This is a genomic window from Agarivorans sp. QJM3NY_25 (assembly GCF_050870875.2).
Taxonomy (GTDB): domain Bacteria; phylum Pseudomonadota; class Gammaproteobacteria; order Enterobacterales; family Celerinatantimonadaceae; genus Agarivorans.
The window spans coordinates 2,293,727-2,307,983 of the sequence record NZ_CP194041.2 but is presented as its reverse complement, the minus strand read 5'-3'; the positions used below and the strand labels follow the sequence as shown (position 1 = coordinate 2,307,983).

The window sequence follows — 14,257 nt, the reverse complement described above, 5'->3', positions numbered from 1 at the left end:
CTTATTGAACCACAGCTCTCGGTCTACAATATGACAGTTAGATGAAGCCCATAATAAAAGGGCCTATTTATGCTCGTCTCGAGACATTTGAGCATAATAATCAAGCCAAAACTGCTGTGCTCGCTGGGGTTCGGGTAACACAGCTTGCCAGCGATAATCATTGGCAAATTTATGCAACACAAAAAAACTGAGCGCTTGACTGCCGCGGCCCTGATTGACTTCAAATTTTCCCCAGGCCGAAGCAAAAGTCGTTAATGGCGGAAATATCATCTGTAGCTCAGCTGTCGAACAAGCGAGCTCTGAGCTTGGAAAATCAACCATATAAGACAACTCAAGCCAGTTCTGAGTTTGACTAAGCTGTTGCAACTGCTGAGTAATGATTTGATCTAGGGTCAATTGCACTGCCACTAAACGACCGCTTAACTGCTGAAACGTATCAGACAAACAACTTGAACTAGTTGGTAAGGTGATCTTATAGCGACCATCTGCGGAGAGCTTAACTGACTGAGCCTGATCAATTGTCAAACTTAATAAAGGATAAGCACCTTCGATTACCTTTAGCGATAGCTGATTCGCGAAACCAAAAGGACTAAACAACAAAAAAGCAATCATCCATTTCAACATCATCATTCCTTAGGCGTTGATATTCACAAGGCATCTTAGTACAAGCTAGTTGAGCCGCTAGCTTGGGTCAACCAAACTTAACCAAGAGCTCAATTGATTCACCGTCCACTCCGCGTCATCTAGCGGTAAATCATGACCAGCACTTGGATGCTGCTTATGCTCACATTGCCAATGAGTCGCCAATACCTCACTACAACGGCAATCAACTAGCTTATCTTGGCGACTACTGAGGAGCAAAGTAGCCACTTTAGGTTTATCGGTACAACGAAACCGAGCGGCTGCCCAAAGCTGCCGTAAACTATTTTGCCAAGTCACCGGATACTGCTCAGACCAACTCAACCAACGCGCTAATACACCTAAATGTTGCATAGGAGCACAACTGGTTAACTGTAAAATTTTGAGCTGACGCTGGAAGCGATTAACCGTGAAAAGTATCGACAAAATCTTGCCCAAGCTTTGCCAACGCAAACGTTGATAAAAAGGAGAAAAGCTGGCGTTGCTAGAATTAATCAAAGTTATTGAATTTATTTCTTCAGGGAAATGGGCTTGCCAGTCAACGGCAACCATCCCACCTAAAGAGATGGCGACAACATCAATCTTGTCGGTATTGAGCGAGCTTAAACGTAGCTGTATACGCAAACTTTGACGCATCGCCGTAATAGAGCGAGGGCTGCGCAAGTGGACTAAATGACCATTCCCCGGAAGATTAAAACTCAACACCGTCCGGTTTGGAAACTGGGCTTGCAATTGTTCCGCAAAATCCCCCCAGTGACGACGTTCTCTGATCAAGCCTCGTAGCAATAATATAACCCTACCCGACTGACTTACAAGATGGTTTGATGATACTAGTACCACAGTTTCCTCGCTGCATGTTTCGCCGACGCCAAGCCGTCGACCTGATCGAAGCTTTGCCATGAATAACTCACATTTATTAAAAACTCCATCAGTACCAAGTGTCGCCGCATGACTCTTTGCACCCGATGCGGCTTCATTGGATGATACAAACCTAAACCACTAAAAACCTGCAAAGGGTTTTTCTTGAGCCATCGCCAAGATCCCATTTCTAAAGTAAGAGGAAGAAATATGCCGGGCCTTGATAAAGATTGCTGATAGCAATAGTCCCAGAGATCACCGTGGCACCGATAATGTTTGGTCTGCGGCTCAAACAAGTAATTCTGATGTGGGTAACTGGCAAAAAAAATTTCCCTTAGGCGATAAACCCAAGCAATATCATCGATAGGCTCAGAAGCTGATTTTGCATAGGGAAACCAGATCCTATCCGCATGACCAAAACCACTATGGCAATCGAGCACTAAGCTAAAAGGCCGTTCATATAAGTGCTGCTGAACAAATTGACACAAGGCCGCAGCCTCTTGCTGCATCGGTTGATTAACAGCACCACGATACCAAGGCAGGCGAGCACTTAAACGTTGCCCACCAACCATCCAAGTGGCGCCACACTCGGCGACTGCCGGAGAGTTTCGCATTAAGTCCACGCCCTCTGCGTTGGCTCGCCGCTGTAATAACATCCCCACTGGATTTACGATGGGAATAAATAACAATTGCATATGTAACAGCAAATTTTGCAACTGCTGATCCCAAGCCAAGCGAGTGAACAAATTATGCATAAAAGACAACACCACTTGGCTGCCAATACGCTCCACACCATGTACCCCAGCCACAAAACAAATCGCAGGGTCGCGTTTATTTTCGCTCCCTAAACGAATCGCCTGTACTGGATAATTAAAACCTTGGTACGTTATCGAGCTAATCGTCTCCACCCGTAACATACGTTGATGTTGAGCCAACAACGCTTGTAGTTGCTCCATCTCTGGAAAAAGAACTCGATTTAGCATCTTTATCTCTATCACGAAGGCTTGTGAATTACACTTAACCAACGGTGATGACAGCAAGATGACAATCATCCATGAAACCTAACTTTCGAAATTATTTAGCCACAAACTGTTCAGAACTAATACATCCAGAGTAAAACGTTTAATGAAGAGACTCAGCTTAAATAGACAATCTCTCCCTCACATGGATTCATTTTGGGATGCGGCTTGGTTTCAGTTACACTTGTATTGACAGCATAAAAAAGGAGCGACGATGCCGCTACACAACCAGCTAGATTTTTCGACCGTGTTAGCCACTGCCGTGCACGATATGAAAAATTCATTGTGTATGTTAACCCAATCCACCGAAGCGATCGCTCTTCGTTCCAAACAGTTGGGTCGCGAAGATAGTGAAGAGCTATCGCGACTTCATTATGAAGTATCGCGTTTAAATGGCAGTTTGATGCAGTTGTTGGCTTTATATCGCTTCGAAAAAGAACAAATGCCAATGACCATTGAGGAGTGTTATATCGAAGATCTACTCAATGACATTTATTACAAAAACAAAACCTTTATCGAGCAGGCTAATATGAGCGTGCAAATCGAAGTAGAAGAAGGTTTAAGTTGGTATCTCGACGGCGTATTGGTAGATTACCTACTTAATGATATTGTAGTAAACGCACTACGCTACTCTAAAAAACAAATTAAAATTTCAGCGAAACAAGCCGATAGCTACTTATGTATTCAAATTGATGATGACGGCGATGGATTTCCCCAAGAGATTATCGATTTGGCCCACGCTGAATTAGCACCAAGTTTAGACTTTTTAAATAATCGTAGTGGCTTAGGTTTGTTTTTTGCGAAATTGATCGCTAAAGCACACATAAATTCAGGTAAAGAAGGTAGAATTGAACTAAATAATGGAGGCTTACTTGAAGGCAGCCGTTTTAGCTTATATCTCCCGTAGAACAAACATTTAGGATATTTTTTCGGTTAAATTATGGTATTTACCTTAATATTGCTCGGCGTCGGCACCCTACTATTTTTAGTCATCGGCTATAACATGGTGCAGCAGTTTAAACAAAAACAAGAAACAGAACGTCGCTTAGCCATTGCGAAGCAAAAAGCGATCATCAATGAAACCGAAGAATTATTATTACATTCTTCCATTCTTCCCTACAGTAAAGAATTGGTGGAAACCCTACACTCTCGTATTTTACAAGCCTTAAACCATATCCGTACTACCGATCCAACAGTCAAGGGCTTGAACAATCGTATTCGCGCCACCAAAGGGCAATTAAGCCAAATCAAAGGTTCAGGTGGCGAGGTCAGCGATAGTGCCTTCCGAGCCCCAGATACCGATAAAGATGCTTTACAAATGCTTCAAATTGTTAAAAAAATTCGTGCAGTGGTTCGCTCAGAACACGCCAAGGGCCGTTTAAATACTCAAGTATTCGTCTTAGAAGATCGCCGATTAGAGTTAATGCAACTAAAAATTAATATCGAGAACGCCTTAAAACGCGCCATTGAAGCTCAAGCACTACGCCAATGGGGCAGCGCTCGCCAATTACTCAACAAAAGTATTTCCGCACTGAGTAACATTTCTGATCGCGACGCCTACTTAGAACAAAAGCTCACCGACATGAAACGGATGAATTCGGAAATGAGTGAGAAGCTCAAATCGGCCAGTCAACAACAAGTACAAGACTTAGCCGAAAAAGAAACGGACGAGCTTGACGTCTTATTCCAGCCCAAGAAAAAATGGTAGTTCGGGCGGATTTTTAACGCGATCTCTTTCGCAACTGGGGATTTTTAGCTTTCGCTATGCGAAAATGAACCCAATTATTCCTATAAGCTTTACATATCATGCGCAAAACACTGCAACAAATCTCTAGTGATAGCTCCCATGGCGTCTACTTTATTGGTACGACGCCGCCCAAAAAAAACACCGATATAGAAAAAGTCAGCGCGATTGCAGACAAATTATTATCTCGTCTTGATGAACTGGATTATGACGGTTTGATTGTTTATGACATTCAAGATGAGAGTAGTCGAATTGATAAGCCTAGACCCTTTCCTTACATGCAAACCCATGACCCAAGGCTATATGCACAATTATTAATGCAAAAAAGCCAACGTTCGGTAATCACTTATAAGAGTGTCTCACAACGAAATGAAGCTGAGTTTGTAAACTGGCTAAAACAGGCCTGGCACCAATATGGAATTCGTGACTTAGTATTAGTAGGTAGCCCGGCAGCTAATTCGGAAATAAAGCTGAGCTTAGCGGACGCTTATCAAGCTTTAGCCAACCAAGCCCCAGAGTTTTACCTAGGCGGCGTGACCATTGCAGAGCGTCATGCGAAGAAAGGGGATGAACACCTTAGGTTACTGCACAAAATGGAACAAGGCTGCCGCTATTTTGTCTCACAAGCAGTGTATAACGCTCAAGCAACCATCGATATGTTAAGCCGCTATGCCCATCAATGTCGTGAAAACCAGCAGCAGCCACAGCGGATCATACTCACCTTTTCACCTTGCGGTAGTGCTAAAACCCTTGAGTTTATTGAATGGTTAGGGATTTCGGTTCCAGAAGCCACTAGTTTGCGTATTCTCAATGCAGAAAAACCGCTAAACGAATCAATTTTAATTTGCTACAACAATCTGGTGCAGATCTTAGAAACCTGCTTGCCCTTAGGGATCCCCTTGGGTTTAAATATCGAGAGTCTCACCAACCGCAAAGAAGAAATTGATGCTTCGATCCTGCTCTACAAATTACTAAAAGCCACTATGGATAAGAAGCTAGCACAACAACAATTACGATGAAATAAGCAGTTATTCTGAGCGAAAACAGCAATAATAAACATTAAAAAAGGAAGCTCTCGCTTCCTTTTTTATTTAATCCGCCTTCGCCGCTTTTGGCTTCTTACGTTTATCTTCAATCACCCATTTATTATCGGTAAAATAGGCCCGCCAACCAGTTGGTTTACCTTCCACCTCAGAACTTAAATATTGCTCTTTGGTTTTACGACTATAACGCACCAAAGTTTTGACCCCATCGGGATCTTCCGTTGGGCCATCGGCCAAATAGTAAAACTTCTCGGGTAAACGATCTTTAAAGCGTTTCAACTCTTCAACCAACGGCGCTCGAGTTTCACGCGAGCGTGGAAAGTTACTCGCCGCCATAAATATCCCTGAAGCCCCGTCACGCAATACAAAATAGGCATCGCTATTCACACAAGGTAACTCAGGCAAATGCACCGGATCTTCGCGTGGAGGTGCAACCTCGCCACTTTTTAATATCTTACGAGTATTACTACAATCTTCACCGGTACAAGCCATATACTTACCAAAACGGCCGGTGCGTAACTGCATATCATTGCCGCATTTCTCACACTCAACAATCGGCCCATCGTAACCTTTGATTTTAAAGCTACCTTGCTCAACCACGTACCCGTCACAATCTGGATTATTACCACAGACATGCAACTTACGAGTTTCATCGATGAGGTAACTATCCATCGCGGTCGCACAAATTGGACAACGTTCTTTCGCACGCAGAGCTTCTGTTTCTTGCTCTTCTACATTCGCCGCGACCGCTTCTTCTCCGGGGATAAGATTAATGGTGCATTTACAGCGCTCTTTGGGAGGGAGCGCATAACCAGAGCATCCTAAAAAGACCCCGGTACTGGCAGTACGGATCCCCATGGGACGTCCACAATCAGGACAACTAATGTCAGTGATGACGGGGGTATTGCTACGCATCCCATGCTCATCATCATCAGCCTTGCTTAATTGGCCTTTAAAGTTCTTATAAAATTCATTGAGAACCTGCTTCCATTCAAAGCTACCATCCGCAACTTCATCCAAGCGCTCTTCCATTTCAGCGGTAAAGTCGTAGCTCATCAGATTTTCAAAGCTTTCACATAGCCGTTCAGAAACAATTTCGCCCATTTTCTCCGCATAAAAACGACGACTTTCGGTACGCACGTAGCCCCGATCTTGAATTGTGGAAATAATCGATGCATAAGTTGAGGGCCGTCCAATACCACGTTTTTCCAACTCACGGACTAAGGAAGCTTCGTTAAAACGAGCCGGTGGTTTAGTAAAGTGCTGCTTAGAATCAAGCTCAACCAAGTTTAATACATCACCTTGGCTAACCGCTGGTAATACACCGTCTTCATCTTTTTTAGCTTTGCCTACCGGTTGTACTCGCGTCCAACCGTCAAAACGTAATATTTTACCCTTCGCTCGCAACTCAAACTGACCCGCACTCACTGTAACAGTGGTTGCGTCATATTGCGCATCGGTCATCTGACAAGCGACAAATTGACGCCATATAAGATCGTAAAGTTTCTTCGCATCAGCATCCACACCATCGATATGGTTCCCTAAGACGTTCACATCCGAAGGTCTAATCGCTTCGTGTGCTTCCTGGGCTCCTTGCTTGCTAGAATAACGCAAAGGATTTTCAGGAAGATAATCTGCCCCGTAATTATCGACGATATAGGCCCTACCAGCCTCCACAGCGTCGTTGCTCAAGTTTGTTGAGTCAGTACGCATATAGGTGATGTAACCCGCTTCATAGAGCCGCTGAGCCAACATCATCGTTCTTTTCACACCAAATCCAAGGCGAGTACTCGCTGCCTGCTGCAAGGTCGAGGTTATGTAGGGAGCTTTTGGCTTAGAACGAGTCGGTTTATCTTCACGCTTAGCAACTTTATAAGCCGCTGTTTTTAAACTACTTACTGCCGTAGAGGCTTGTTGTTGAGTAACAGGCTTAAAGGGCTGGCCATTTTCTTTGACAACTTCAAGACGAAAGTTTTTCGCTTGTTGGGTGGCTAAGTCAGCATGAATGTCCCAATACTCTTCTGGGACAAAAGCTTTAATTTCACGCTCCTTCTCCACCACAAGCCGAACCGCGACTGACTGCACTCGACCCGCCGATAAGCCACGAGCAATCTTTTTCCACAACAATGGAGAAACCATATAGCCAACCACTCGGTCAAGAAAACGGCGGGCTTGTTGGGCATTCACTCGATCCATATTCAGTTCACTGGGCTGAGAGAAGGCATCTTGAATCGCAGACTTGGTGATTTCGTTAAATACAACTCGCTTAAAGCGGCTGTCGTCACCCCCAATAATTTCTTTTAAGTGCCAAGCAATCGCCTCTCCTTCGCGGTCTAAATCGGTCGCGAGATAAATGGTGTCGGCATTTTCGGCGAGGGTTTTAAGCTCATTAACAACTTTTTCTTTGCCAGGAAGAATTTGGTAATTAGCTTGCCAATCTTTCTCCGGGTCAACGCCCATCCTAGACACTAAAGCCTTTTTGTCTTTTGCTTGCTTTAATTTGGCTTTTTCTTCTGCGCTTAAGCCTTTGGTAGAAATCGGTGCCGCCTTCTTTTTATTGGTGTTACTGCCGCTACTGGGCAAATCACGAATGTGGCCGACACTCGACTTCACCACGTATTGGCGGCCTAAGTATTTATTAATCGTTTTTGCTTTGGCTGGTGATTCCACGATGACCAGTGATTTACTCATATTCTTCTTATTACCGATTAAGTCCGTCAATTATCTTTGTACGGAGAGTAGCAGACAGTGTGTTCTTTTTAAAATTGCTCGAGACTCAGCATAGGTCAATAACTTTTTTAATTCTTTGGTTTATTGGGTGAATAATTAAGCACTCGACCAGCTAAAAACAAACTGATAACATCTGAAAGTCTCGTAATCGCGTAGAGTTATACGCTTGATTTTCTTTATATGCCAATATAAATAACCATTACTATAAAAATTTTCAATAAAAGATAACTCATTTTTGATGAGCGTACTGAAAGGAATATTATGAAACACTTCGAAGTTAATTTTGACGGTTTAGTGGGCCCTACCCACAACTATGCAGGACTGTCATTCGGTAACGTGGCCTCCCTTTCTAATGCTCAAAATGCATCGAACCCGCAGCAAGCAGCCAAGCAAGGCTTATTAAAAATGAAAGCCTTGCATGACCTAGGACTGTACCAAGGCGTACTCGCGCCACAACAACGCCCCGATCTTAACTTACTTCGTCGGATCGGATTTACTGGTAACGACAGCCAACTGTTGCAGCAAGCCGCTGCGAAAGCACCAGATGCCCTACTCGCCAGCTATTCAGCCTCCAGCATGTGGACCGCCAATGCAGCCACGGTTTCACCAAGCGCCGATACTGGCAATGGTAAAGTACATTTCACCCCCGCAAACTTAACCAATAAACTACACCGTTCTATTGAGCCCGGAGTGACAGGCAACATCTTAAAAGCAGTATTTGCGAATCCTAAATACTTCGAACATCACCAACATCTACCAGAAAATGATTACTATGGCGACGAAGGTGCAGCAAACCACACTCGCCTGTGTAGCAATTACGGTAAGGCAGGTCTTGAGCTATTTGTCTATGGGCGCAGTGCCGCCAATAGTCAGCAAGTGGCTCCAAGTAAATTCCCTGCTCGACAAACTCTTGAGGCCAGTCAGGCTGTCGCCCGTTTACATGGTTTAGATAACGATACCGCAATGTTTATTCAGCAAAATCCAGCGGTGATAGATCAAGGCGTATTTCATAATGATGTGATTGCCGTCGGGAACCAAAATGTACTGTTTTATCATCAACAGGCATTTTTAAACTCACAACAAGAAATTCAGCGTATTCAGCATTATTTCGGCGAAGATAAGCTCCATTTTATTGAAGTTAACGATCAAGAAGTCTCTGTGAGTGAGGCGATAAAGAGTTACTTATTTAATACTCAAATTATTACCACTGCGCCTGGAGAAATGGCAATTATCGCCCCAACAAACTGCCAAGAATCCGATTCAGTTCGTCGTTACCTTGAGAACTTAGTGACTCGCAACACGCCGATCAAGCAGGTGCATTATTTCGATGTAAAACAGAGTATGAGTAACGGTGGCGGCCCAGCCTGTTTACGCTTAAGGGTCGCCCTTAATGACATGGAACTAGCGGCGGTGAATCAGCATACTCTGCTCAATGAGCAACTGTTTAACACGCTTAACTGCTGGATTGATAAACACTACCGAGATAGCTTAAGATTTGATGATCTACGAGATCCACAACTGATCACCGAGGTGAACACCGCCCTGGATGAACTCACCCAAATTCTTCAGCTTGGATCCATTTATCCTTTCCAACAAGCCTAAAAAGAACCAATAAAACAATACGTTAATACAGTGATTACAACCGTAAGCTAGCTTACTGATTAATTAAGACACAAAAAAGCCTGATGAACATGATCAGGCTTAATATTTTACATCCTCTTAATTTATTTCGTCCAATCCCAAGATTGCGATTGCAGCAGTTTCATCATGCCTCGCTCTACCCCGAGACTAGCTGCTTGACTTAATTTTTCCGCCAACTTTTTCTTGCCGTGATATTTAAACTGAACGACTTGCTTGTCGGCATAGTGTTGCATCAAGTAGTCATCACTGGTGCTCACCTGATCGATAAGCTTCAAACCATAGGCTTGAGTACCATACCAATGCTCACCCGTCGCAACCTTGGCAATATCAAGTTGTGGACGAAACTCTTGTACAAAATCTTTAAATAGGATGTGAGTTTCTTCCAACTCCGCTTTAAATTTAGCACGAGCCTCATCGGTATTTTCACCAAACATGGTCAAGGTGCGCTTGAACTCACCGGCAGTCAGTTGTTCAAATTCAATGTCATGGTTTTTTAAGACTTTATTAAAGTTAGGAATTTGAGCGATAACCCCAATAGAGCCGACAATCGCAAACGGAGCAGCGATGATCTGGTCGGCAATACAAGCCATCATATATCCTCCACTCGCCGCAACCTTATCAACGGCAATGGTCAGTTTAATCCCTTTCGCCTTGAGTCGCTTCAGCTGAGATGCCGCTAAGCCATAGCCATGCACCATACCACCACCACTTTCAAGCCGAACCAACACTTCATCGTCTTGCTTGGCGGTAATTAACACTGCGGTGACTTCTTCGCGGAGGCTAGCAACCTCCTTCGCATCGATACTGCCTTTAAAGTCAATCACAAATAAGCGTGGTTTTGACTGCTCTGCGGTATTTTTTTTATCGGCTTTTTGTTGCTGTTTCTGCTGTTTTTTATACTGTTTAAGCTGTTCTTTATTCATTAGCGAGTCATTCAAATGATCCTCGATCTGATGATGACGCTCACTCAGATCTTTCAGCTCTAACTCACCACTCTTATGCTTATTCTTAACGGAAGCCGCCACAATAACCACAACAACCGCAATAATGGCGATAACAATAGTTATCGCCTTGGCAAAAAACAAACCAAATTCAATCAAGAAATCCAAACTTTTACCCTCATCAATTCAAGCAGCTATTAGTACCATAGCTTGAATCACGAGCCAAGTAACAAAAAAGGCCTGCACAATGCAGGCCTAGTAGCAAATAAACTGACCTATTGGGTTGCAGCAATCACTGAGCTATCATTCACGACCACCGTGGCATTCCCGGCATCAGCGCTTACCGCATAACTAACAAACTGAGTTTGCATCTCCAAAGTAGTGGCTATGCTAGCGCTGGGACTAATTAAGGAAGCATGCGCGCCTTGACTAAATCGAACTGCATAACTGCCTGCGGAGGTCACCTCTGTCCCCTCTAAACCCATCGCTGAAATTAACGGCTCGGTACCAATTAACGGTAGTCCAGCTACGCGATTGGGAATGGTTTGGTCACCACTTTCGCTACTGCCATCCCCCACCACTTCGTGCAGTAACACTGGCATAGCAAAACCATTCTGACTAAAGTTTAACGGATCTGCGCCATCTACAACCGTTTGTGCCAAGGAACTAAACACCGAGGCAAAGGCTGGGTAATTGGCATTAATCACTAGTGCCGCCGCCTCAGGGTAACGAGCTTGATAAACGGCAAATTGCTCTAATGCTGTGCCACTGTCGTTGTCGACAAAACCTAAACCCGCAGCAACCAGAGCTAGATAACCAGTGTTCGCTTTCAAACCAGCTTCCACTGCTGGTCCAAAACTAGGGGAATACAAAAACACTCCAGCAAGTCCTCCACCCGGTACACTAAGTGCGGCACTGTCTAAGCGATAATCAACATCCATTCCATTCACGGTCACTATTTTCGCCAATGCAGCAACTGGGATCCCAACAACCGAACCCAAAGATTGCCCTACAAAATGCACCTTACTGCCATCTAATTCAGCAGGCGCGGTAGTGGCTTGTAAAGCGGCCCTCAATGCCAAAATATCGGCACTCGACTGACGCAAGTTTTCCCTAATACTCAAAAAACTACTGAGATTGGCAAACACTTGAGCATCAAGATTAGCACTTAGGTCTGGCTGACCATCCCCATCTAAATCAATGGCTCGGCTACCATGATATGGCAAATCAATCGCCACCACAGCATAGCCTTGTGCCGCATACCCAGCAGCAATACCTGCCGCCGTTTCTTTCAAAGTGGTAATGCCATGTTGGAACATGACCACCGGCCAACCATTGGCAGGCATAGTTAGGTTAGTCAATAGCTTGGTATCGGGCAGATATACATCAACCTTAAGGTTGGCCATGCTACGAGTTTTCGGTAAAGGGTTATAGGCGGTTAGATGATGATGAACGTCAACCAACTTCGTATTCCCATTTTCGATATAAGTCAGTCCCGACAAATCAGCTTGCGCTAACATTTGTGCCGCGCGAGTCGTATCACCCGCACCAACCAAGGTCCCAAAAGTAGTAACATCAAAACCTTTAGCGGCAGCTTGCGCCCAAAAACTTGTGGTACTACCTTGATTGGCAAAGTCACTATTGGTTTGCAGCAGTTGTAGTATGGCTACTGGGCTGTCAGTTTTGGCTTGTGCCCACTGATTAACATCGCCACCCCCAAGATCGGGATGATCTAAATCGGATAAGTAATAAGGCACCGTCAAACTTGATGTGTAATATTTTGCAGCTGCAAAACTTGGCTGGCTGGCCCCTAATACCGTGTTGGCAACATCTTGCGCGGTACTGCCAGTATCCACTAAGGATGACAATGATAATTGCCCCATCAGCGCCATGCCGCCATATACCTGTTGCAAACTACTTAATACCGGGTTAACAGACTGGGTGGTAAATACTGCCGTATAACTGATTGTACCTTCAACGCCTCGCGCAGCGAGCAAAGCATTATTCCAATTGGTTAAGCTCTTCAGCGACTGAACGGTCGCACTATCTTCAGCCTTTGGTACTTCACTTAACAAGGAATAACCCGTCCCAGCGTCCACAGAACGTCCATTCTCATCGTACAATTGCTCGCTCACCACCACCATATAAGAACTCGCGGGGGCGAAAGGTTTCAGTGGTACGACTACCAGTTCACCATCAGCAAAATTAACGGTATAGTCTTCCCCGTAAACCAACTGCTGGTCGATGCGACAAGTTTGACCAGCCACAAAACTGCCACCATTTTCGCTCACATCACTACAATCATCGGCAAAACCTGAAGCCCTCACTTTAAATAACAACAGCCCATCGGCAAAACTGGCATTATCAAGTTGTACATCAATTTTGTTGTTATAATCATCCTCATTGTCACCGTAACCCAGCGGGATCCTAAATGGTACGCTGGTTTGCCAACCGTCTAATGCGCCTAACACCTGAGTAATATCTCGGTATTCTGAAGTACTCACAATTTCAGCTTCACTCGGTAAATTAATGGTCCCATCTAAGCTGCCGCTAAATAGTAAGTTATTGGGCGTTGAGACATCGCCGGTCAGAGGATTGAAGCGAATTTTTACTGAGTTGGGGACTTGGGCCGTGCTATCATCTGCAAAATCTAATGGCGAGTTGCCACCGCAGCCCGCCAGAGATACTGACGCAAATAAAGTAATCGTTGTTGCTATTCGGGACAAACGCATATTCGCAAATTCCTTTTAATAGTAATGGTTCACAACAGCACCATAAACACCGCTTAACATTTTTGCAACAGGTCTAACCAGATGAATAAACAGTTGTTTAACTATTGAGTAATATTTGTGCGCTGTCGCACATCTACAGGAATCAAACATGAGCAAGGAAATCTTTCCTCAACAATTTCAGGCGAGTCAGCATGAATTGAATGACAAAGTCATTCTCGTCACCGGTGCCGGAGACGGGATTGGCCGCCAAGCAGCCTTAAGTTTTGCCGAACATGGCGCGACCGTAATTTTGCTCGGGCGAACAGTAAAAAAACTAGAAGCGGTTTATGACGAAATCGAAGCTTTAGGCGGTCCGCAGCCAGCGATTATTCCTTTAGATCTGAAAGGTGCAAGCCAACAGAATTACCTCGATATGGTTGCCACCATAGAATCACAATTTGGCCGTTTAGACGGTGCATTGCTTAACGCCGCCAATCTTGGGGTATTAAGCCAATATCTACAAATTGATGAAGATCTTTGGGATCAACTAATGCAAGTCAATCTAAAATCGCAATTTTTACTGAGTCAAGCGTTGATCCCATTGATGCTGAAAAGTCAAAATGCGTCCTTGGTATTTACATCATCCGGTGTTGGTAAAAAAGGCCGTGCTTACTGGGGGGCTTATAGTATCTCAAAGTTCGCCATTGAAGGGATGTCGCAAGTCATTGCCGATGAGTTCGAACAAAGCGCTTTGCGCTGCAACTGCATCAATCCAGGAGCCACTCGCACCCTGATGCGGGCCAGCGCTTATCCCGGAGAAGATCCAAAAAGCTTAAAAACGCCACTCGATATCATGCCGAGTTATTTATACTTATTAAGTGACGCCAGCATCGGTGTTACTGGCAAAAGTATCGATGCCCAAGCCAAGTAA

11 protein-coding genes are annotated in these 14,257 nt (G+C 44.4%); 5 read left to right on the top strand and 6 right to left on the bottom strand.

Annotated elements, in window-relative coordinates; genetic code table 11:
• Positions 1-63 precede the first annotated feature (63 nt).
• The 3 genes from ACRRSW_RS10630 to ACRRSW_RS10620 are packed head-to-tail and all read right to left on the bottom strand — an operon-like array spanning position 64 to position 2,480.
• Entirely contained in the window at positions 64-630 is a 567-nt protein-coding gene (locus ACRRSW_RS10630; protein WP_432459332.1) for a hypothetical protein, read from the bottom strand.
• Between the two features lie 51 nt (positions 631-681).
• The gene (locus ACRRSW_RS10625) at positions 682-1,425 is read right to left on the bottom strand and encodes an alpha/beta fold hydrolase (protein WP_432459331.1); all 744 of its coding nucleotides are present in this window, start codon (positions 1,423-1,425) and stop codon (positions 682-684) included.
• Between the two features lie 44 nt (positions 1,426-1,469).
• On the bottom strand, positions 1,470-2,480 hold the full coding sequence (locus ACRRSW_RS10620) for a DUF2817 domain-containing protein (protein ID WP_432459330.1): 1,011 nt from the start codon (positions 2,478-2,480) through the stop codon (positions 1,470-1,472).
• 250 nt (positions 2,481-2,730) lie between these two features.
• On the opposite strand from ACRRSW_RS10620, the gene ACRRSW_RS10615 reads away from it, so the two are divergent.
• The 3 genes from ACRRSW_RS10615 (at position 2,731) to ACRRSW_RS10605 (ending at position 5,279) form a co-directional block, all read left to right on the top strand.
• A complete protein-coding gene (locus ACRRSW_RS10615) occupies positions 2,731-3,423 on the top strand; it encodes a sensor histidine kinase (RefSeq protein WP_432459329.1) in 693 nt (230 codons plus the stop codon).
• A 33-nt stretch (positions 3,424-3,456) separates the two neighbouring features.
• Complete coding sequence (locus ACRRSW_RS10610; RefSeq protein ID WP_432453251.1) at positions 3,457-4,224, top strand: DNA repair protein; 768 nt, start codon at positions 3,457-3,459, stop codon at positions 4,222-4,224.
• A 98-nt stretch (positions 4,225-4,322) separates the two neighbouring features.
• On the top strand, positions 4,323-5,279 hold the full coding sequence (locus ACRRSW_RS10605; protein ID WP_432459328.1) for a methylenetetrahydrofolate reductase: 957 nt from the start codon (positions 4,323-4,325) through the stop codon (positions 5,277-5,279).
• A gap of 72 nt (positions 5,280-5,351) precedes the next feature.
• Here ACRRSW_RS10605 and topA read toward each other — a convergent pair whose 3' ends face one another.
• A complete protein-coding gene (gene topA / locus ACRRSW_RS10600) occupies positions 5,352-7,994 on the bottom strand; it encodes a type I DNA topoisomerase (RefSeq protein WP_432453253.1) in 2,643 nt (880 codons plus the stop codon).
• A 300-nt stretch (positions 7,995-8,294) separates the two neighbouring features.
• On the opposite strand from topA, the gene astB reads away from it, so the two are divergent.
• On the top strand, positions 8,295-9,635 hold the full coding sequence (gene astB, locus ACRRSW_RS10595) for an N-succinylarginine dihydrolase (protein WP_432453254.1): 1,341 nt from the start codon (positions 8,295-8,297) through the stop codon (positions 9,633-9,635).
• Positions 9,636-9,757: 122 nt separating this feature from the next.
• Here astB and sohB read toward each other — a convergent pair whose 3' ends face one another.
• Both sohB and ACRRSW_RS10585 read right to left on the bottom strand, forming a co-directional pair.
• The gene (sohB, locus tag ACRRSW_RS10590; RefSeq protein ID WP_432453255.1) at positions 9,758-10,783 is read right to left on the bottom strand and encodes a protease SohB; all 1,026 of its coding nucleotides are present in this window, start codon (positions 10,781-10,783) and stop codon (positions 9,758-9,760) included.
• Between the two features lie 107 nt (positions 10,784-10,890).
• The gene (locus ACRRSW_RS10585) at positions 10,891-13,347 is read right to left on the bottom strand and encodes a VolA/Pla-1 family phospholipase (RefSeq protein ID WP_432459327.1); all 2,457 of its coding nucleotides are present in this window, start codon (positions 13,345-13,347) and stop codon (positions 10,891-10,893) included.
• Between the two features lie 148 nt (positions 13,348-13,495).
• Between ACRRSW_RS10585 and ACRRSW_RS10580 the strand changes: the two genes are divergently transcribed.
• A complete protein-coding gene (locus ACRRSW_RS10580; RefSeq protein WP_432453257.1) occupies positions 13,496-14,257 on the top strand; it encodes a YciK family oxidoreductase in 762 nt (253 codons plus the stop codon).